General features: G+C 67.3%; 14 protein-coding genes. 9 read left to right on the top strand and 5 right to left on the bottom strand.

Translation table 11 applies throughout. The features are described from left to right. Positions 1-45 precede the first annotated feature (45 nt). Genes tatA through tatC form a run of 3 tightly spaced genes read left to right on the top strand, consistent with a single transcriptional unit; the run spans position 46 to position 1,577 of the window. On the top strand, positions 46-273 hold the full coding sequence (gene tatA / locus ACE026_RS11735; RefSeq protein ID WP_070426251.1) for a Sec-independent protein translocase subunit TatA: 228 nt from the start codon (positions 46-48) through the stop codon (positions 271-273). A 15-nt stretch (positions 274-288) separates the two neighbouring features. Next, positions 289-831, top strand: a complete 543-nt coding sequence (gene tatB, locus ACE026_RS11730) for a Sec-independent protein translocase protein TatB (protein WP_486039133.1) — start codon at positions 289-291, stop codon at positions 829-831. Then, positions 828-1,577, top strand: coding sequence for a twin-arginine translocase subunit TatC (tatC, locus tag ACE026_RS11725; RefSeq protein WP_486039132.1), 750 nt, complete (start codon positions 828-830; stop codon positions 1,575-1,577). The genes tatB and tatC overlap by 4 nt, the downstream gene beginning before the upstream one ends. Before the next feature lie 42 nt (positions 1,578-1,619). On the opposite strand, the gene ACE026_RS11720 is transcribed toward tatC, so the two are convergent. The 3 genes from ACE026_RS11720 to ACE026_RS11710 all read right to left on the bottom strand — a co-directional run bounded on the left by ACE026_RS11720 (position 1,620) and on the right by ACE026_RS11710 (position 5,185). Continuing rightward, positions 1,620-2,519, bottom strand: coding sequence for a BPSS1780 family membrane protein (locus tag ACE026_RS11720; protein WP_070470085.1), 900 nt, complete (start codon positions 2,517-2,519; stop codon positions 1,620-1,622). A 136-nt stretch (positions 2,520-2,655) separates the two neighbouring features. Then, on the bottom strand, positions 2,656-3,375 hold the full coding sequence (locus ACE026_RS11715) for a glutamine amidotransferase (protein WP_486039131.1): 720 nt from the start codon (positions 3,373-3,375) through the stop codon (positions 2,656-2,658). Further along, the gene (locus tag ACE026_RS11710) at positions 3,347-5,185 is read right to left on the bottom strand and encodes a GspE/PulE family protein (protein ID WP_486039130.1); all 1,839 of its coding nucleotides are present in this window, start codon (positions 5,183-5,185) and stop codon (positions 3,347-3,349) included. The genes ACE026_RS11715 and ACE026_RS11710 overlap by 29 nt, the downstream gene beginning before the upstream one ends. Positions 5,186-5,266: 81 nt before the next feature. Between ACE026_RS11710 and glyQ the strand changes: the two genes are divergently transcribed. The 4 genes from glyQ (at position 5,267) to ACE026_RS11690 (ending at position 14,175) form a co-directional block, all read left to right on the top strand. Continuing rightward, positions 5,267-6,178, top strand: a complete 912-nt coding sequence (gene glyQ / locus ACE026_RS11705) for a glycine--tRNA ligase subunit alpha (protein ID WP_346468667.1) — start codon at positions 5,267-5,269, stop codon at positions 6,176-6,178. Beyond that, a complete protein-coding gene (gene glyS / locus ACE026_RS11700) occupies positions 6,175-8,271 on the top strand; it encodes a glycine--tRNA ligase subunit beta (protein WP_486039129.1) in 2,097 nt (698 codons plus the stop codon). The genes glyQ and glyS overlap by 4 nt, the downstream gene beginning before the upstream one ends. Positions 8,272-8,527: 256 nt before the next feature. Continuing rightward, positions 8,528-10,333 carry an autotransporter assembly complex protein TamA gene (locus tag ACE026_RS11695; RefSeq protein ID WP_486039128.1) on the top strand — a complete coding sequence of 602 codons (1,806 nt, stop codon included), beginning with the start codon at positions 8,528-8,530 and terminating at the stop codon, positions 10,331-10,333. Continuing rightward, positions 10,330-14,175 carry a translocation/assembly module TamB domain-containing protein gene (locus ACE026_RS11690; protein WP_486039127.1) on the top strand — a complete coding sequence of 1,282 codons (3,846 nt, stop codon included), beginning with the start codon at positions 10,330-10,332 and terminating at the stop codon, positions 14,173-14,175. The genes ACE026_RS11695 and ACE026_RS11690 overlap by 4 nt, the downstream gene beginning before the upstream one ends. Positions 14,176-14,264: 89 nt before the next feature. Here the strand turns inward: ACE026_RS11690 and ACE026_RS11685 are convergent, their stop codons facing one another. Continuing rightward, positions 14,265-15,620 carry a hypothetical protein gene (locus tag ACE026_RS11685; RefSeq protein ID WP_486039126.1) on the bottom strand — a complete coding sequence of 452 codons (1,356 nt, stop codon included), beginning with the start codon at positions 15,618-15,620 and terminating at the stop codon, positions 14,265-14,267. After that, positions 15,617-17,302, bottom strand: a complete 1,686-nt coding sequence (locus tag ACE026_RS11680; protein WP_486039125.1) for an Hsp70 family protein — start codon at positions 17,300-17,302, stop codon at positions 15,617-15,619. The genes ACE026_RS11685 and ACE026_RS11680 overlap by 4 nt, the downstream gene beginning before the upstream one ends. 125 nt (positions 17,303-17,427) lie before the next feature. Between ACE026_RS11680 and ACE026_RS11675 the strand changes: the two genes are divergently transcribed. Further along, positions 17,428-19,575 (top strand): S46 family peptidase, encoded by a 2,148-nt coding sequence (locus ACE026_RS11675; RefSeq protein ID WP_486039124.1) that lies wholly within the window; start codon positions 17,428-17,430, stop codon positions 19,573-19,575. An 83-nt stretch (positions 19,576-19,658) separates the two neighbouring features. Further along, a complete protein-coding gene (locus ACE026_RS11670) occupies positions 19,659-20,408 on the top strand; it encodes a response regulator transcription factor (RefSeq protein WP_461769707.1) in 750 nt (249 codons plus the stop codon). Positions 20,409-20,488 lie beyond the last annotated feature (80 nt).

The raw sequence follows: 20,488 nt of genomic DNA, 5'->3' as shown, positions 1-20,488 counted from the left end.
TGCGCTATGCTCAACCGTCTGATCACTACGTAACGCGAGCGAGTCATGGGCACTTTCAGCATCTGGCATTGGTTGGTCGTGCTGGTCATCGTTCTGCTGGTGTTCGGCACCAAGAAACTGACCAGCGGCGCCAAGGACCTTGGCAGCGCCGTCAAGGAATTCAAGAAGGGCATGCGCGACGAGGACAAGCCGAACGCGCAGCTCAGCGACAGTTCGCGTCCGCAGGACTCGACGACGACGTCGCAGACCGAGCACGACCGCGACCCGCGCTGATCCGGGCGGCTTGGCGTGTTCGATATCGGTTTCAGTGAACTGCTGGTCATCGCGGTGGTGGCCTTGGTCGTCCTCGGCCCCGAGCGATTGCCCAAGGCAGCCCGCTTTGCCGGGCTGTGGGTGCGCCGTGCCCGCAACCAGTGGGATTCGGTGAAGCAGGAGCTTGAGCGTGAACTGCACGCCGAAGAGATCAAGCGGCAGTTCGATGATGTGAAAACCTCCATGCGCGATACCGAGTCGCAGCTGCGTGCCAGTGGCGAAGCGGTGCGCCGCGAGGCCGAGCAGATGCGCCAGGACGTGGCACGGCATGGCGATGACGTCGCCGCGGCTGCCGACGACGAACCGGTGATGACCGGCCCCGCACCGGGTTCGCCGGCCAGCGTGGCCCAGCATGTGGTGGCCACCGAGGAGGCCGAGCCGCCGCGCGATGCGATGGCGCCGCCGGGCATCGATGGCAGCGCACCGCGTGCAGATCCGCCGGCAGCCCTGCCGCCGTCGACTGACACCGCGCCGCCCACGCCTGTGCCCACGCCGTCGAACCAAGAGGCACCGCGATGAGCGAGCATGAAAGCAATGAGAGTTCGCTGGTCGAACACCTGATCGAGCTGCGTGCACGCCTGGTGCGCGCGTTGATCGGCCTGGGCGTGGTGCTGCTGGGGCTGATGCCGTTCTCGCGGCAGATCTACACGATGATCGCCGAACCGCTGATCTCGCAGCTGCCGAACGGGCAGACGATGATCGCGACCAATCCGGCCGGTGCGTTCTTCGCGCCGTTGAAACTGACCTTCTTCGTGGCGGTGTTCATCGCCGTACCGTGGCTGCTGTTCCAGCTGTGGTCGTTCGTGGCGCCGGGCCTGTATGCCCGCGAAAAACGCCTGGCGGTGCCCTTGCTGGCCTCGTCGGTGCTGCTGTTCTATCTGGGCTGCGCGTTCGCGTATTTCCTGGTACTGCCGGCGGTGTTCCACTTCCTGACCACGTTCCGCCCGGAGGTGATTGCGATCACGCCGGATGCGACGGCGTACCTGGATTTCGTGTTGGCGATCTTCTTCGCCTTCGGCACCAGCTTCGAGCTGCCGGTGGCGATGGTGATCCTGGTGCTGCTGGGCTGGATCACGCCGCAGCAGTTCAAGGAAGGTCGCGGTTACGCGGTCGTCGGCATCTTCGTGCTGGCCGCGGTGCTGACGCCGCCGGACGTGGTCTCGCAGCTGATGCTGGCCATTCCGATGTGCCTGCTTTACGAACTGGGCATCCACGCCGCGCGCTGGCTGGTGCCGCGCCCGGGCGGGAAAGAGCAGCCGGAGTAAGGCACAAACAAAAACCCCGGCCTCGGCCGGGGTTTTCGTCGATCAGGCGGCGAACACGTTGTTCGGGCCCGGCATCGGCGGCGGGGTCTGCGGCCCCTGCTGGCCGAACATCTGCTTCCACGCCGTGTAGATGGCACCGGCGAAGACCGGCATCACCACGCCCATCAGCAGCAGCTGCGCAACGAACAGCGCGAGCATCGTGCCGCCGATCAGCTGCGCGATCAGGGCCACCAGCATGACGCCGAAGTAGATCGCAAACACCGCCACGAAGGCGAGCAGGAAGAACACCAGCATCGCCAGCACGTTGTGCAGGCAGGCGCGCAGGCTCAGGCGCATCGCCTGCAGGCCGTTGCGGTGCTCGAACATCACCTGCGGCGGCAGGGTGAACAGCGCCAGCGCCATGGCCAGGAAGGTGACCACCACCAGTGCCAGCCAGAGCAGGATGCGCATCGCCGGCAGGCTCGCCATCAACTCTTCGATCTGCGCCGGGTCCGGCTGCGCGCCGGACTGGCTGATCGCGTTGAGCTGCACCATCACCTCGCTCAGGTGCTGCAGGCCGCTGCTGCCGATCAGCACCAGCAGCAACACGCCCAGGAACAGGCCGGCCACCAGCTGCGGCAGCAGCGAGGCGAGCAGGTTCAAGGCGCGCCCTTCATGCAGGCCCTGCAGCAGGTGCGACGGCTGCGCCACGCGACCCTGGTCGACTTCGCGCACGGCCCACACCAGGCCGCCGAAGAACAGCGGGCCGGCCAGCGCCATCAACAGCTGCGCCAGCGTGCTCAGCGCCGGGCTGACCATCGCCAGCGACATCACCAGCAACGCGGCCACGGCCCAGATCACGCCGAGCAGGCCCAGCGCCAACGGCGCCTTGCGCAGCAGGGTGAAACCCGACACCAGCCATTCCGCGCCGGCGGAGGCCGGCAGCTTGCGAATCTCGCTCATAACATTCCGGGACAGGGGAGAAGGCGCGAACGCCCGATTGCGGTCGATTATCCCTGTTTTCCCGGCGCGTGACCTGAAGGCCGCCCTGCGCGGCGCGGACGCTGCGTTGCGCCCGGATGACGGCGCCGCGCCGGCCTCAGGCGTTGCGTGCCTGGCGGACGAAACGGCGCAGCAGCTGGCGGGCCAGCGGCGCGGCGCTGACGTCGCGGGCGACACTGCGCGCGCAACCGCCGTGCTGGCGGATGCACTCGGCGCGGGCGCGGACGTAGCCGCGCATATGGTGGGTGGCGAACTCCGGATGGAACTGCACGCCCCAGGCATGCGCACCCCAGCGGAAGGCGTGGCAGTTGTCCTGCGCCGAGCGTGCCAGGATCGCCGCGCCCTCGGGCGCGCGAAGCACCGTCTGCAGATGGGTGGCGTGGGCCGGAAAGCGTGCGGGCAAGCCGCCGAACAGCGGATCGTCGATTGCGGAAGGATCCAGCGCCAGCTCGATCGTGCCGGACTCGCGCCCGGCCGGGTTGTAGGCGACTTCGCCGCCCAGCGCGTGGGCGAGCAGCTGGTGGCCGTAGCAGATGCCAAACACCGGGCGGTCGTCGTGGGCGGCAGCGCGCAGCCACTGCGCGCTGCGTTCGCTCCACTCGGCGCGGTCGGTGACGTAGGCGGCCGAACCGCTGACGATCACGCCGGCAAAATCGCGGTGGCTGGGCAGGGTGCCGCCATGCTCGACATCGACCACCACGGTCTCGTCGGCGTCCAGCCCGGCCGCGACCCGGATCCAGTGCGAAAACCGCCCGTAGCGGCGCAGCGAGGCGACGGGTTGGCCGGTTTCAAGAATCAGGAACGGGGCGGAATTCATCCGGGGGAGGCAGGACCGAGAGGACTTCCTCGATTGTAGTCAGCCCTGCCGCTACCTTTTCAAGCCCTGCGCGACGCAGGGTTCGCACCCCTTCAGCACGTGCGGCACGGTTGAAGGCGGCCAGATCCATGTCCGCGCGGATGTGCCGGCGCAGGCTGGAACCCAATGGCAGCAACTCATACAGGCCGACGCGGCCGAGGAAACCGGTGCGCCGGCAGTCGATACAGCCGACCGGTGCATATGGCGTGGGCGCCTCAGGTAATGCCGCATCGGCATCAGTCAGCACCGCCCATTGCTCGGCCGAGAGCACCGTGGGCACCTTGCAACTGCTGCACAGGGTGCGCACCAGGCGCTGGGCCAGCACCCCGTTGAGGGTGGAGGCGAGCAGGTAATGCGGCACGCCCAGATCGAGCAGCCGCGTGATCGCCGAGGGCGCATCGTTGGTGTGCAGGGTGGACAGCACCAGGTGGCCGGTCAACGAGGCCTGCACCGCCATCTGCGCGGTCTCCAGGTCGCGGATCTCGCCGATCATGATGATGTCCGGGTCCTGCCGCAGCAGGGTGCGCACGCCGCTGGCGAAATCCAGGTCGATGTTGGTCTGCACCTGCATCTGGTTGAATTCCGGCGCGATCATTTCGATCGGGTCTTCCACTGTGCAGACATTCACGTCCGGGGTGGCCAGCCGCTTCAGCGTGGAATACAGGGTGGTGGTCTTGCCCGAGCCGGTCGGCCCGGTGACCAGCACGATGCCGTGCGGGCGCTCGACCAGGGCGGTCCAGCCGGCCGCCTCCTGCGGGCTGAAGCCGAGCTGGTCGATGCTCTTGAAGGCGGCATCCGGGTCGAAGATGCGCATCACGCACTTTTCGCCGAACGCGGTGGGCATGGTCGACAGGCGCATTTCCACTTCCCGCCCACCCGGGGAGCGGGTCTTGATGCGGCCGTCCTGCGGGCGCCGGCGCTCGGCCAGGTCCATGCGGCCCAGCACCTTGATCCGGCTGACCACGGCGGTCATCACCGCCGGCGGCACCTCGAACACCTTGTGCAGCACGCCATCGATGCGGAAGCGCATGCGCCCCATGTCGCGGCGAGGCTCCAGATGGATGTCCGAAGCGCGCTGCTCGTAGGCGTACTGCAACAGCCAGTCGACGATGTGCACGATGTGCTGGTCGTCGGCGTTGACGTCGCCGGCGCGGCCCAGCTCGACCAGCTGCTCGAAGCTGGGCAGGGTGCTGCTGGTCTCGCCGCGGACATCGCCACGGGCGCCGCGCACCGAGCGCGTCACCCCGTAGAACTCCATGGTGTAGCGGTGCAGATCCAGCGGGTTGACCATCGCCAGCTCGATCCGGCGGCGGCTCAGGTGCTGCAGGTCGCGCAGCCATTCCTGGGCCAGCGGCTCGCTGGTGGCGACCAGCACGCGCTCGCTGTCCACCGCCAGCGGCAGGAAGCGATGGCGGCGGGCATAGGCATGGGAGACCAGGGCGGTGACCGCCGAAACATCGACCCGGGTCGGGTCCACCCGCAGGTAGCGCACACCCGCGCGCTTGGCCAGCCACTCGCTGAGGCGTTCCAGGCCGAGCTCACCGCCGCCGCTGGCGCCCAGCTTCAGGTTGGCCAGCAGCACCAGCGGGTGGACCTCGCTGGCGTTGCGCGCGCCCGGGGCGGAGAAGCGGATGCGCTCCAGATCGGCGGCGGCGACCAGGCCATCGGCGACCAGCGCCGCGGCGACCTTGTCGAAATCGAGGCGGCCGTGCGGCAAGGGGAGAACCCCCTCAGGGACGCTGGCAGAAGCCGCTGGCAGGCGTGGATCCATCCTCCATTTCCCCAGGCACGGAAGGCCCGTGCGGTCGGTCGCTATACTAGCGCACCCCTTCTGCAGGCAAGAATCCGCCGCATGTCCGCGATCCCGAACGTTCCGATCACTTTCCAGGGCCTGATCCAGACCCTCAACCAGTATTGGGCGCAGCAGGGCTGCGTGCTGATCCAGCCGCTGGACCTGGAGGTGGGTGCGGGCACCTTCCACCCGGCCACGTTCCTGCGCTCGATCGGTCCGGAAAGCTGGAATGCCGCGTATGTGCAGCCTTCGCGCCGCCCGACCGATGGCCGCTACGGCGAGAACCCCAACCGCCTGCAGCGCTACTACCAGTACCAGGTGGCGATGAAGCCGAGCCCGGACAACATCCAGCAGCTGTATCTGGATTCGCTCAAGGCGCTGGGCATCGATCCGCTGGTGCATGACCTGCGCTTCGTCGAGGACAACTGGGAATCGCCGACCCTCGGCGCCTGGGGCCTGGGCTGGGAAGTGTGGTTGAACGGAATGGAAGTCACCCAGTTCACCTATTTCCAGCAGGCCGGCGGCCTGGAGTGCAAGCCGGTACTCGGCGAGATCACCTATGGTCTGGAGCGCCTGTGCATGTACCTGCAGAACTGCGACAACGTCTATGACCTGATCTGGACCTACGGTCCGGATGGCACCCCGGTCACCTATGGCGATGTGTACCTGCAGAACGAGATCGAGCAGAGCACCTACAACTTCGAATACGCCGACGTGGACGAAATGTTCCATCGTTTCGATGCCTGCGAAAAAGAAGCGCAGAAGCTGGTCGATGTCGGCCTGCCGCTGCCCGCGTATGAGCAGGTCTGCAAGGCCAGCCACGCGTTCAACCTGCTGGATGCGCGCCGCGCGATCAGCGTGACCGAGCGCCAGCGTTACATCCTGCGCGTGCGCGCGCTGGCCCAGGCCGTGGCCAAGCTGTACGAGGCCAAGCGCCTGGAAGCGGTGGCCGCCAAGGAGGTGCAGGCATGAACACGATGCAGCCGCTGCTGATCGAACTGGGTACCGAAGAACTGCCGGTCAAGGCGCTGCCGGGCCTGGCCCAGGCCTTCTTCGATGGCGTCGTGGACGGCCTGACCAAGCGTGGCGTGACCATTGAACGGGGCGATGCCAAGCCGCTGTCGACCCCGCGCCGCCTGGCCGTGCTGCTGCCCGGCGTGGCGGTGGAACAGCCGGAACAGCACAGCGAAGTGCTGGGCCCGTACCTGAACATCGCGCTTGACGCTGAGGGTCAGCCGACCAAGGCGCTGCAGGGCTTCGCGGCCAAGGCCGGGATCGACTGGACCGCGCTGGAACGCACCAGCGATGCCAAGGGCGAGCGCTTCGTGCACCGCTCCACCACGCCGGGCGCGCGCACTGCGACGCTGCTGCCGGAGATTCTGCGCGAGGCGATCGCCGCGATGCCGATCCCCAAGCCGATGCGCTGGGGCAGCCACACCTACGGCTTCGCCCGCCCGGTGCATTGGCTGGTGCTGTTGCACGGCCCGGACATCATCGAGGCCGAGGTGCTGGGCCTGAAGGCCGACCGCATGAGCCGCGGCCATCGCTTCATGCATGACAAGACCGTGTGGCTGAGCGCGCCGGAGGACTACGTCGCCTCGCTGCAGGCCGCCTATGTGCTGGTCGACGCCGACGCGCGCCGTACCCGCATCGTCGAGCAGGTCAACGCGGCGGCCGCGCAGGCCGGCGGCCAGGCGCGCATCACCCCGGACAACCTGGAACAGGTGGTCAACCTGGTCGAATGGCCGGCGCCGGTGCTGTGCAGTTTCGAGCGCGAATTCCTGGCGGTGCCGCAGGAAGCGCTGATCGAGACGATGGAGATCAACCAGAAGTTCTTCCCGGTGCTCGATGCCAGCGGCAAGCTGACCGAGAAGTTCATCGGCATCGCCAACATCGACTCCAAGGACGTGGCCGAAGTGGCCAAGGGCTACGAGCGCGTGATCCGTCCGCGCTTCTCCGATGCCAAGTTCTTCTTCGACGAAGATCTGAAGCAGGGTCTGGAAGCGATGGGCGACGGCCTGAAGACCGTCACCTACCAGGCCAAGCTCGGTTCGGTGGCCGACAAGGTCACCCGCGTGGCGGCCCTCGCCGAGGCCATCGCGCCGCAGGTGGGTGTGGACCCGGTGCTGGCCAAGCGTGCTGCGGTGCTGGCCAAGAACGACCTGCAGTCGCGCATGGTCAACGAGTTCCCGGAACTGCAGGGCATTGCCGGCCGGCATTACGCCGTGGTCGGCGGGGAGTCGCCCGAGGTCGCGCTGGCCATCGACGAGGCTTACCAGCCGCGCTTCGGTGGGGATGACATCGCGCTGTCGCCGCTGGGCAAGGTGCTGGCCATCGCCGAGCGTCTGGACACGCTGGCCGGTGGCTTTGCCGCAGGCCTGAAGCCGACCGGCAACAAGGATCCGTTCGCGCTGCGCCGCAATGCGCTGGGCCTGGCCCGTACGGTGATCGAGAGCGGGTTCGACCTGGATCTGCGCGCGCTGATCGGCACCGCCATCGCCGGCCTGCCGGCAGGCGTGCAGCCCAGTGCCGAACGCAAGACCGAGGCGCTGCCGCAGGACCTGTACGACTTCGTGATCGACCGCCTGCGCGGCTATTACGCCGACAAGGGCGTGCCGGCCACGCACTTCAACGCGGTCGCCGAGTTGAAGCCGGCCTCGCTGTACGACTTCGACCGCCGCATCGATGCCATCGGCACCTTTGCCGCGCTGCCGGAAGCCGAAGCACTGGCCGCGGCCAACAAGCGCATCCGCAACATCCTGCGCAAGGCCGAGGGCGAGATCCCGGGGATGATCGACCCGGCGCTGCTGGCCGAGCCGGCCGAAAGCGAACTGGCCGAAGCGGTGGAAGCAGCCATTGATGACAGCAACGCCAGCCTGCACCAGAAGGACTACGTGAGCGTGTTGAACCGGTTGGCGCGTCTGCGCCCGCAGGTGGACGCGTTCTTCGATGCGGTGATGGTCAATGCCGAGGATCCTGCGCTGCGGGCCAATCGCCTGGCCCTGCTCAAGCGCCTGGGCGACCGCCTGGGCAGCGTGGCGGCGATCGAACACCTGTCCAACTGATGCGGCGGGGCCGCGCGCCCCACGGTGGACCAGAAGGCGCGACGGCTTGGGCTGTTCGCGCCTTCTTCGTCTTCAGGCGCGGCGAGTGCCGCGCGCTTCGTTCGCGCTGGATGCGTCATGGGGCGTCGCGGACGGTTCTGTCCGACACCGTGCTGCCATCGATCAGGGCCGATGCGTCACTCGCGACTTTCTCGCGGAATTTAACGGCTTCTTCACCGGCGTTCTGAAACGGCCACGCCGATTTCGCATGCTCGCGATGGCCCGTTATGCTGTCGCCATGCAGCCAACGAAATTCGCCCTTCCGCTGATGTTCCTGTCCCTTGCCACCGCCTCGGTGGCACATGCGCGGGGGACCATCGAGAAAGTGGACATCAAAGGATTGGACAAGGGCGACGATGCCGAGATGATCGAGAACATCGAGGTCTCGCTGTCCCTGTACGACACCATCGGCAAGGTCCAGGGCGAGTCGCGGCTGGAATATCTGTTGTCGCAGGCAGAGCGCCAGACCCGCGAGGCGCTGGAGCCGTTCGGGTATTACAACCCGACCATCACCGTGGAAAGCCCCCGCGAGGGCGAGAACCTGCGCGTGGTGATCCAGGTCGAGAAGGGACCGCCAACCCTGGTCCGCCGCGAGCACATCGACATCACCGGCCCGGGCCAGCTGGACCAGTACCTCCAGGAAGACCTCGAGAAATTCAAGCCGCGCAAGGGCCAGCGGTTCGAGCACACCGAGTACGAAGCCAGCAAGATCCGGGTGACCCGGCGCCTGGCCGAGCGAGGGTATTTCGATGCCGATTTCACCCAACGCCAAGTGCAGATCACCCGTGCCGAGAACGCGGCCGACGTCGATCTGACCTGGGACAGTGGCCGCCGCTACAACATGGGCGAGATCCGCTTCCATCAGGATTACTTCGTCGACAAGCTGTTCGACCCGCTGGTGTACTGGGACGAAGGCAGTTACTTCCACGAAGGCAAGCTGGACCGCCTGCGCGAATCGTTGACGAAGCTCGATTACTTCAGCGTGATCGACATCCAGCCGCGCCCGGACCAGGCCGATGACAACGGCGATGTGCCGGTGGACGTCAACCTGACCCGCGCCAAGCGCACGATCTACACCGCCGGCCTGAGCTACGGCAGCGAGAGTGGCGCCGGTGTGCGCGGTGGCCTGGAGCGGCGCTTCCTCAACAGCCGCGGCCACAAGATGAACACCCAGCTCGACTATGCGCAGAAGCGCAAGAGCCTGGTCACCAGCTACCGCATCCCGGGCTTCGCCTGGCTCGACGGCTGGTATGCGTTCACCGCCAGCGCGTATGACGAGCAGACCGATTACATCGACCTGCGCAACTTCAAACTGTCGGCCAGCCGCAGCGGTGAGATCAACGAGTACTGGACCGCGATCGCCTCGATCAACGCCCTGCGCGAGCGCTGGCGTTACGCCTCGGGCACCGAGTTCACCGATGCGGTCTACAACAGCTCCACGCTGGTCTACCCGCAGCTGGTCGCCGACTACGTCAACGTGGACGATGAGATGTTCCCGCGTCGTGGCCTGAGTGGCAGCGCCACCCTGCGCGGTGGCATCGAAGGCGCCGGCTCGGACACCAGCTTCGTGCAGGCCAACATGGTGCTGCGCTGGTATGTGCCGATCGGCGACAGCGACCGCCTGATCCTGCGTGGCGAAGGTGGCACCACCTGGACCAGCGACCTGGTGGCGATGCCGCCGAGCCTGCGCTTCTTCGCCGGTGGCGACCGCAGCATCCGCGGCTATGCCTTCCGCGAAGTCGGCCCGCGCACTGCACCACCGGACAAATACGCGCTCGGTGCGAAGAACCTGGTGGTCGGCTCGGCCGAGTATGAGCATTACTTCAAGGGCGGGCCGTGGGGTGCGGCGGTGTTCGTCGATACCGGCAGCGCGTTCGACAATACGATCGATCTGCACACCGGCGTGGGCTTCGGCGTGCGCTGGAAATCGCCGGTGGGCCCGGTGCGCGTGGATATCGCGCACGGCCTGAACAACCCGGATTCGCAGTTCCAGCTGTACCTGAATATCGGAGCGGACCTGTGAGCACGCCGACACCTTCCGCCCCCGCCACCCCGCCGCCGCCGCGGGTGCGTTTCTACCGCAAGCGCCGCTTCTGGGCGTGGTCCGGCTTCACCGTGCTCGGCCTGGTGCTGCTGGCCCTGCTGCTGGTGTACTGGCTGCTGCAGACCGTGGCCGGCCGCGATGTGCTGCTGGCCCAGGTAGTCGCGCGGTTGCCGGTCGGCGCCTCGCTCACCTGGAGCAAGGTGGATGGCCCGGTCGCCGGGCCGTTGGTGCTGCACGATCTGGACTTCCGCTACGACGACATCCACTTCACCGCCGAACGCGCCTACCTGGATCCGGACATCCGGCCGCTGCTGGGTCGCAAGCTGCAGCTCGATGCGCTGCAGATCAAGAACGCCACGCTGAACCTGGCCAAGAGCGATGAGCCGTTCGAGTTGCCCTCGTGGCCGGACTCGCTGCCGCAGATCGAAATGCCGCTGGCGATCCAGGCCGATACGATCATCATCGATGGCTTCCGCATTACCCAGGCGCAGCAGCCGCTGATCGACATCGCCAAGGTGCGCGGTGGCGTGGAGATCGCCAATGGCGAATTCCGCGCGACCCAGCTGAAGGTCGACAGCGACATGGGCGATTTCCGCGTGGACGGCCGTTATCTGCCGCGCAGCGATTACGACACCGACATCACCATCGGCGCGCTGATGCCGGCACCGCGCGGGCGTACCCCGGCCCGGCTCGGCCTGGTCGCCCGCGGCGATCTGGGCCATATGGAAGTGGCGATCGCCGGCAATGCACCGGCGCCGCTGCAGGCCAGCCTGGTCTTTGATGGCCGCACCGACCCGGTGTGGAAACTCGCCGCGCGCAGCAAGGAACTGGACCTGGCGCTGCTGGTGCCGGGGATGGACGCGAGCACCAGCACGCCGATGGCGCTGGATGTGCAGGCCGACGGCAAGGGTGGCCAGGCCAATCTGCAGGGCAGCTTCAAGCAGGGCGACATCGCGGTGGAACTGGCGCCCTCCAAGGTCGGCCTGGCCGACCAGGTACTGACCGTGTCGCCGCTGCAGGTGAAGGGCTTTGGTGGGCAGGCGCGGCTGGAAGGCATCGCTGATTTCACCGACAAGGAAAACGCCAGCCTGCGCTTCTCCATCGTCGCCAACGACCTCACCTTCGTGCCCGCCGCCGATACCACCACCCCGGGCGCCGCTGCGCCGGTGCCGGTGACGTTGAAAGCAGCGCGCATGGGCCTGGCCGGCACGCTCAAGGCGTGGGCGGCCGTCGGCCGTGCCTCGGTGGAACGCGAGAAGCAGGTGGCCGATCTGCAGTTCGACGTGCGCGGCAACGACCAGGCGGCCGTGATCAAACAGCTGCAGGCCAGCACGCCGGGCGGGTCGCTCGATGTCACCGGCCAGGTGGCCTGGGCACCGCAGCTGGATTGGGACGTGGCCGGAAAACTGGCCGGCTTTGATCCGGGCTACTTCGCACCGGGCTGGGACGGCAAGCTGTCCGGTTCGTTTGCCTCAAAGGGCCGCCAGTTGCCGCCGCCGGCCGGCAGTCCGGCCGGTACGGCTGGCAGCTACGAAGCCACCGTCGATGTGCCCGGCATCAAAGGCACGCTGCGCAAGCGCGCGCTGGATGCACAGGGCAAGTTCGCGCTGCGCGGCGAGCAGGGCGAGGGCAACCTCAGGCTGGCGCTGGGCAACAGCCGCCTGACCGCCAAGGGCTCGGTGGGCGACCGCCTGGATATCGATGCGCAGCTGGAGCCGGTGCAGCTGGACGACCTGCTGCCCAACAGCAGCGGCAGCCTGCGCGGCCACGTGCTGATCAAGGGCGCGCGTACCGCACCGGACATCACCGCCGATCTGGTCGGCAGTGGCCTGCGCTGGGACGACTGGAGCGCTGAGGCGATCAGCATCAAGGGGCGCCTGCCGTGGCAGGGCGACAGCGGCACGCTGGCGGTGCAGGGCAGCAAGATCCAGGTCGGCATGCTGCTGGACACGCTCAACGTGAATGCCCGCGGCAGCCTCTCCAATCTGCGCCTGGATGCACAGACGAAAAACGAGCTGGGTGCTGTCGCGCTGGAAGGCGGCGTGCGCCAGCAGGGCCAGGCCTGGCGCGGTGATCTGACCGCGCTGCGTATCGCACCGGTCAAGGGCGATGCCTGGAGCCTGCGTGCGCCTGCCACCTTCAGCGTGCAGGGCAGCAACGTCACCTTGAGCGATGCGTGCCTGGGTGCCGCCACCGGCGGCGCGCTGTGCGCCAGTGCGAACTGGCCGCGCGAAGGCCTGCTGGTGCGCGGCGATGCGTTGCCGCTGGCGCTGGTGCAGCCGTGGCTGCCCCCGCAGTCCGGCCGCCGCATCTTCCTGCGCGGTGAAGTGAATCTGGATGGGCGCATCCGCCCCCGCGGCAACGCGTGGGAAGGCAGCGCCTCGGTCACCTCGCGCGAAGGCGGGGTACGCCTGGGCGACAACGCGCGTGGCGAGCTGGTGCGCTACGACCAGTTCTCGGTGAACCTGGAGATGACCCCGCAGCAGATCAACGCCAAGCTCGGTGTCGGTTTCCAGGGCGACGGCTTCGTCGATGCCAAGGTGCAGACCGGGTGGGATGCCAACGCACCGCTGACCGGCGAGCTGTACATGAACATCGCGCGGCTGTACTGGCTGGAACTGTTCTCGCCCGACATCGTGCGCCCGACCGGCCTGATCGAAGGCCACGTCAGCCTGCGCGGCACGCGTGGAACGCCCTCGCTGGGTGGTGAGGCGACGCTGAGCAAGTTCAATGGCGAGTTCCCCGCGCTCGGCCTGACCTTCGCCGAAGGCAAGGGCAGCTTCACCGCGCAGCCGGACGGCTCGGCCAAGATCACCGCGCAGGCCAACTCCGGCAAGGGCACGCTGTACGTGGATGGCGGGCTGTCGTGGTTCGGCGATGCACAGCCGCTGCAGCTGCATATCCACGGCGAAAACGTGCTGCTGGCCAACACCAGCGAGCTGCGCGTGATCGCCAACCCGAACCTGGACTTCACTCTGGCCGGCAGCGCGATGCAGCTGCGCGGCACCGTGCACGTGCCTGAAGCGGATCTGGACCTGGAGCGCCTGGACCGTGGCACCTCGGTCTCCGAAGACGTGGTGGTGCTGGATCCGGTCGATTCGGAAGAGGGCCCCAGCTCGCCGCTGGACATGGACCTGACCGTGAGCCTGGGCGACAAGGTCAAGATGGCCGGGTTCGGCCTGAAGGGTGCGCTGACCGGCAAGATGCAGGTGTGGGCACGCCCCGGGCGTGAGATGACCGCCAACGGCGGGCTGGAAGTCAGTGGGCGCTACAAGGCCTACGGCCAGGACCTGACCATCACCCGCGGCAACTTGAACTGGAACTACAACGCGGTCTCCGATCCGCGCATCAACATCCGTGCCCAGCGCGCCGTGGGCGATGTCACCGCCGGCATCGACGTGACCGGGCGGGCGCAGTCGCCGCGTGTGGATGTGTGGTCGGAACCGGCGATGTCGCAGTCCGAAGCACTGGCCTACCTGGTGCTGGGACGCAGCCTCACCGGTGCCAGCAGCGATCAGGCCCAGCAGGTCAACGCGGCCTCGGCGGCGCTGTCGGCCGGCAGCGGCCTGCTCGCTTCCCAGCTGGGCGCCAAGCTCGGCCTGGACGACGCCGGCGTGAGCCAGTCGCGCGCGCTGGGTGGCTCGGTGATCGGCTTCGGCAAGTACATCTCGCCCAAGCTTTACATCGGCTACGGCGTCTCGCTGGTCGGCAGTGGCTCGGTGCTGACACTGAAGTACCTGCTGCGCCGTGGCTTCGATGTGGAGCTGGAATCGAGCACGGTGGAGAACCGTGGGTCGCTGAACTGGCGGCGGGAAAAATGACGGCGTGCACTGCCGGGTTGCAGGTGCCTGCAGCCCGGTAGGCGATTGCCATTGGTCATGCGGCCGTATGCGGCCGTATGCGGCCGTGGTCATCTTCGGGACGCGCTGAGGTTCCTGCGCAGGTCGATGAACCAGAACACCAGCGAGAGCGCGATCCCCGCCACCGGCCAGATCACGCCGAGGATCAGCGGCAGTGCATTGGCCTCGCGGTGTGGATCCGGGCCACGCGTCCTGGCGCGCGTCATCGCGATGAGGGCCAAGCCGAATACCCAGGCGCGGTCGAGCGACATCAACAACAGCCCATCCATTCCCAGCGCCCGCTGTGCCCACATCGCAGTTCCCACCGCGGCGGCCGCTGTCGGCAGGAAGGCCCAGCGCAGCCAGGCCGGTCCACGTGCATCGCTTTCATGGGCGCACTGCCAACGCAGCAACGCCCTGTAGCCGAGGAGCAGCAGCCAGCCGAAAGGGATCATCAGGGTCGCCACGGCGATCATCATCGCGCCCCGGCCCGCGCTCACCGCGGGGCTGGCGTGGACGCCCCACGCGGTTACCAGCCCCATGAAGAGGCCGATGATCGCGCACCGCAGCGCGCCGTAGCGAAGATGGACGCGATGCGATGGCTCGCCGAACCTCGCCCAGAAGCCGACCTGGTTCGGATCCAGTCCTGCGGGTACCTCTTCTGCCGGCCAATACTCCAGTGCGGCCAGCAGGTAAGGGGTGTCACGGGCACGGGTGGGGACGATCGCCTCGAGACGGTTGCGCCAATGCGGACGCTGCTCACCCAGGCGCGCCACGGCCTCATCGACTTCCTGCGTGGACAGATAGCGATCACTGCATCGTTCATAGGCGACGCGGAGCGCGCCCCGCGACGTGGGCAGCAGCAGCCATGCCTGTCGACACCGCCGGGCCACTGCCGCCAGCCATAGCGGATCGAGGTCAAGCGCAATATCGTCCCAGTCAAACCCCTGTATCACTACGTTGAAGTGCGCCTCCGACAGCGGCGGATGTTCCCGCTGCAGGTGGCCCAGCAGTGCCCATCCAACGTCGTTGCGAAACCGCAGCGACCAGCCCAGCGCCCGGTCCTGCAGCAGCACGGCCAATGCGGATGCATCGGCGACGGCCGCGTACTGGACGAGCTCAAGTGCCGCGACATGCGGGTCCAGAACCGGCGCAGCCGGTCCGGTGACGGCGACGCGTGGAGAAGCGGGAGGCTCTACACCCGCTTGTCGGGCGTCGAATGCGTCGGACGCATCGGATGCATCGTGTCGCTCGTCTGTCGCGCTGCGGCACAGTGCAAGCGCATGCTGGTAGCAGGCATGCAGGTCCTGGAAGGCGTCCGCATCGTCATCGGGCCGGTGGGAGCGCAGCAGGCGTGCATACGCGCGTTTGATCGCGCGCTCGTCGCCCTGTCCGGCAAGTTCCAGTAGTTCCTCGCCGGCACTCACAATTCAGCCTCCAGCGCATCCAGCGCCGCACTGAACGCCTCGCGCTGTTCGGAAATACGTGCGATGTCCTGGCATTCCAGGGTGGAACGAAACTGCGCCAGCCATGCCTGCACCTGGTCCCGTTCGTCGATGTACTCCGCATACACCCGCTCGGCGCGTGCCATCAGCGCCACGTTCGGCAGGTGCTCGCGCGGGTGCACCTTCAATGCCTGCAGCGCGGCCAACCGCGCCTGGATCTGTGCAGCATCCAGCGCGCCCTCATTGCGCTGCAGGACCAGGTCGTGTCTGCGACCGTCGCTGGTGTCGGTGATCTCTACCTGCAGCAGGCCGTCGACGTCGTAGGTGAAGCGCACGCGGAAACTGCCATCGCCACCGCGGGTGGCATCGATGGGTATTTCCAGCCGGCCGAGCATGATGTTGCGTTCCACCACGGGATGTTCGCCCTGGTAGACACCCACCGACAGAATCTTCTGCTTGTCCGACACCGGGCTGATCGACTGCTCACGGCTTACCGGCACCACGCTGTTGCGCGGAATCAGCGGGAGGAAGTAACCCGGGTGATAGCGACCGCGTTCGTCCATCCGCGATATGTCGATGCCAAGCGTGTAGGGGCACACGTCAGTCAACACGACTTCATTCAGATCGATGGCCCGTTCCTTCAGGCCCGCCGCGAGGGTGGCCCCCAGCGCGATGGCCTGGTCCGGGTGGATGTGCCGCAACGGCAGGCGGCCCAGCAGCCGTGTCGCAAGTCGCCCGACCATCGGCATGCGCACCGCGCCGCCAACCAGCACCACGTCATCAATCTGATCGGCCCCCAGCCGCGCGTCACGCAGCGCTCGCTCGATGGGCAGGCGCATGCGCTGCAGCAACGGTGCGGCAAGCGTCTCGAAGCGCTCCGCGGTGCAGTCCCATTGCACCACCGCACCCAGCAGCTGGATCTGCAGTGTGCTGTCGCCACGGGTCGACAGGCCTTGCTTGAACGCTTCCATCTGCTGGCGCAGGCGTGCGAGCTCCGGCGCCGGCAACTGTTTCAGATCGGTGGCGGTATCGGTCGCGAACGCCTGCAGCAGCACGTCCAGGAAGTCCTCGCCACCCAGGAACGTATCGCCCGCCGACGCATGCACCTCGACGACGCCATCAAACAACTCAAGGATCGACACATCGAACGTGCCACCGCCCAGGTCCAGCACCAGGACCCGGCCTTCGCCCTCGCGGTCGCGCAGGCCATAGGCCAACGCGGCGGCGGTCGGCTCATTGATCAACCGTTCAACGCGGATGCCGGCCAACTCTCCCGCCGTGCGCGTGGCCTTGCGCTGCGCATCGCTGAAGTAGGCCGGCACGCTGATCACGGCCTCTTCGATACGAACCCCAAGTGCCGCCTCGGCGTCGGCAAGCAGCGATCGCAGTACCAGGGCGGAAAGCTCCTCAGGACGGAACCGGCGCTCCCCGAGCATGACTTCGTGGTCGGTACCCATCAGTCGCTTGAAGGTTGCCGTCGTCAGTTGGGGATGGGTCACCAGCCGCTCCCGGGCGGCCCTCCCGACCAGCACCGTATCGCCCTCCAGGCTGACCACCGAGGGTGTCAGCAGGTCACCGTCAGCATTGGAAAACAGGCGGCCCCCTTGGCCGTCATGCACCCCGATCAACGAATGCGTCGTGCCCAGATCGATCCCTACGATCATTCCTGCCATCTCCCCCTGAGAAGTGCCGATTCTAGCCAGCCCCGGCCACCCCTGACCATCGGCCGTTGCCCTGCCGGGCCTCAGTGGCTAAGGTCTCGGGCTGTTCTGACGTACCGGATGTGCCCATGTCTTCACGCAAACCCCTCACCGCCGCGCTGGCGCTTGGCCTGACCCTCGCCGCCGGCGCCCATGCCGATGAAGGCATGTGGATGCCGACCCAGCTGCCGGACCTGGCCAAACCGCTGAAGGCGGCCGGCTTCAAGGGCAACCCGGGCGACCTGGCCAACGTCACCGCGCCGCCGCTGAGTGCGGTGGTGCGGGCCGGTGGCGGCACCGGTTCGTTCGTCTCCGACGACGGCCTGCTGCTGACCAACCACCATGTGGCCATGGGCGTGATCCAGTACAACACCTCGCCCGAGCACAACCTGATCAACGAAGGCTTCATCGCCAAGGGCCGCAGCGATGAGCGCGCGGCCAACCCGGATTTCCGCGTGCTGGTCACGGTCGGGTTCGACAAGGTCACCGATGAGGTGCTGCGCGATGCGCGCGGCAAGACCGGGCGGGCGTACTTCGATGCCGTGGACCGCGCCAGCAAGCAGCTGGTGGCTGAGTGCGAGAAGGAAGGCAACATCCGCTGCAGCGTGGCGGACATGTACTACGGCACCGATTTCTATCGCATCCGCCAGCTCGAGCTGAGCGATGTGCGCCTGGTCTACGCGCCGCCGCGCGCGATCGGCAACTACGGCGATGAGATCGACAACTTCATGTGGCCGCGCCACACCGGCGATTTCACCCTGCTGCGTGCCTACGTGGGCAAGGACGGCAAGCCCGCCCCTTATAGCGTGGACAACGTGCCGTACCACCCGCCGGCGCATTTGAAGATGGCGATCGACGGCCCGAAGACCGGCGATTACGCCATGCTGGCCGGCTATCCGGGCATCACCTACCGCCATCGTACCGCCGCGGAATTCGCCAGCCAGATCGATGCCGTGCTGCCGCGCCGCGTGGCGGTGTTCCAGCAGATGATCGACACCATCGAAGCGGCCAGTGCGAAGGACGCGCAGGCACGCACCCGTTACGCCTCGCAGCTGCAGTCGCTGAAGAACAACCGCAAGCGCGCCGCTGGCGAGCTGGAAGGCCTGCTGCGCAGCGATGCCAAGGCGCAGCGTGCGGCCGATGAGGCAGCGATGCTGCAGGCCACCGACGCGAAGTACCGGGACGATATCCAGTCCCTGCTGACCTCGCTGTCCAGCGGCGCCTCGGTGGGCGAGCGCGATCTGCTGCTCGATCTGCTCGCGGCGCAGAGCCAGCTGCTGCGCTCGGCACTGACCCTGGAACGCCTGCGCATCGAATCGGCCAAGCCCGATGCCGAGCGTGACACGGGCTACCAGCAGCGCGATCTGGCCTTGATCGAAGGCGTGCTCAAGCAGGTCCAGCGCCGTTACGATCCGGCCATCGAAAAAGCCCTGCTGACCACGCTGCTGACCCGCTACCAGCAGCTGCCGGATGCGCAGCGCGTGCCCGCGTTCGACGCGGCCTTCGGCCGTACCCCGGCCGCACTCGCCAAGACTCTGGATACGCTGTACGCGAACACGCACCTGGGCGACGAAGCCGAGCGCCTGTCGCGCTTTGCCGCGGCGAAAGAGGGCAAGGCGCTGGCACGCGATCCGCTGATCGATCTGGCTGGCCCGCTGGTCGCCGCGCAATTGCGCCTGGATGACGAGCGCAAGACCCGCGAAGGCGAGCAGCTGCGCCTGCGCCCGGCGTACATGCAGGCGCTGTTCGCCTGGCGTGCCAAGCAGGGCCGCGCGGTCTACCCGGATGCGAACCGTACGCTGCGCATCAGCTACGGCAAGGTCGAGGCACTGTCGCCGCGTGACGCCGTGCATTTCGACCCGGTGACCACCGTGGCCGGCATCGTCGAGAAAAACACCAACGCTTATCCGTTCGATGCGCCCAAGCCGCTGCTGGACGCGATCGCCAAGGGTGATTTCGGCTCCACCGCCGATCCGGTGCTGAAGACCCAGACGGTCAATTTCCTGACCAACCTGGACACCACCGGGGGCAACTCCGGTTCGCCGGTGCTCAACGCAAAGGGCGAACTGATCGGCCTGAACTTCGACAGCAACTGGGAGTCGGTCAGCGCCAGCTGGTGGTTCGACCCGCGCTTCAAGCGCGCCGTGCACGTGGACATGCGCTACCTGCGCTGGCTGCTGGCCAAGGTCTACCCGGCGCCGGAGCTGCTGAAGGAAATGGGCGTCCCCGCCGAGTAAAGGACAGCGCCCACCTTTGTCGCATTTGGCTCGTTTCCGGGCGGCAGCTAGACTGCAGGCCGGTGAAGGGAGGCAGCGGTCACGTGACGGCAGACCAGGACAACCGCGGCGGCGCACAACTGCCAGCAGCGCACAAGGAACTGGACGGTTTGACCGTCTGGGTGGTTGAGGACGACCCGGAACTGCTGGCCCTGATGCTCGACGACCTGCAGTGGCGCGGTGCCGCGGTGCGGGGCCTGGGCAGTGCAGAGGCGCTCTATCGCGCGCTGTTGCATGATCGATGCGATATCGTTGTGCTCGATGTCGGCCTGCCCGGCGAAGACGGGTATACGGTGGCCAGTCACCTGCGCCAGGCCGCCGATATCGGCATCGTGATGCTGACCGGGCGTGGCAGTCCGCACGACATGGCGCATGGCCTGACCCAGGGCGCCGATGTGTACCTGGTGAAACCGCTGGATCTGGACGTGCTGGCCGCCGGGCTGCTCAGCCTGCGGCGTCGCCTGTCCGCAGGGCGCCCGGCCGTGCAGACCGTCACGGAGGTGCAGCGGGCCTGGCAGCTCTCTGCCGATGGCTGGACGCTGCAGTCGCCCACGCAGCACACGCTCGCCTTGACCGCCATGGAGCGTGCTGCACTCCAACTGTTGTTCGACGCGGCGGGTGAGCCGATCACCCGCGAGCGTCTGATCGAACGCATCACCGATACCCCTTGGGACTTCGACCCGCATCGGCTGGACGTGCTGGTGCATCGCCTGCGCGCGCGCGTGCGTGCGGCCACCGGCGCGGAACTGCCGATGCGCGCCCTGCGTGGCCAAGGTTACCTGCTGACCGCCTGAGCCGGCGTTTCCCCGTGTGAGCAAGTGTGAGCCAGCGTGAGCGGGCGGCACTGACTTGCTGATGCTGCACCACCACAATG

The organism is Stenotrophomonas sp. AGC87, from assembly GCF_057333975.1.
This window is presented reverse-complemented; position numbering and strand designations above follow the sequence as displayed.

What these genes read in the sequence shown, in the direction of transcription:
- tatA (WP_070426251.1), top strand. Translation starts at nt 46, where the DNA reads ATGGGCACTTTCAGCATCTGGCATTGGTTGGTCGTGCTGGTCATCGTT.
- tatC (WP_486039132.1), top strand. Translation starts at nt 828, where the DNA reads ATGAGCGAGCATGAAAGCAATGAGAGTTCGCTGGTCGAACACCTGATC.
- ACE026_RS11720 (WP_070470085.1), bottom strand. Translation starts at nt 2,519, where the DNA reads ATGAGCGAGATTCGCAAGCTGCCGGCCTCCGCCGGCGCGGAATGGCTG.
- ACE026_RS11715 (WP_486039131.1), bottom strand. Translation starts at nt 3,375, where the DNA reads ATGAATTCCGCCCCGTTCCTGATTCTTGAAACCGGCCAACCCGTCGCC.
- ACE026_RS11710 (WP_486039130.1), bottom strand. Translation starts at nt 5,185, where the DNA reads ATGGATCCACGCCTGCCAGCGGCTTCTGCCAGCGTCCCTGAGGGGGTT.
- glyQ (WP_346468667.1), top strand. Translation starts at nt 5,267, where the DNA reads ATGTCCGCGATCCCGAACGTTCCGATCACTTTCCAGGGCCTGATCCAG.
- glyS (WP_486039129.1), top strand. Translation starts at nt 6,175, where the DNA reads ATGAACACGATGCAGCCGCTGCTGATCGAACTGGGTACCGAAGAACTG.
- ACE026_RS11695 (WP_486039128.1), top strand. Translation starts at nt 8,528, where the DNA reads ATGGCCCGTTATGCTGTCGCCATGCAGCCAACGAAATTCGCCCTTCCG.
- ACE026_RS11680 (WP_486039125.1), bottom strand. Translation starts at nt 17,302, where the DNA reads ATGATCGTAGGGATCGATCTGGGCACGACGCATTCGTTGATCGGGGTG.
- ACE026_RS11675 (WP_486039124.1), top strand. Translation starts at nt 17,428, where the DNA reads ATGTCTTCACGCAAACCCCTCACCGCCGCGCTGGCGCTTGGCCTGACC.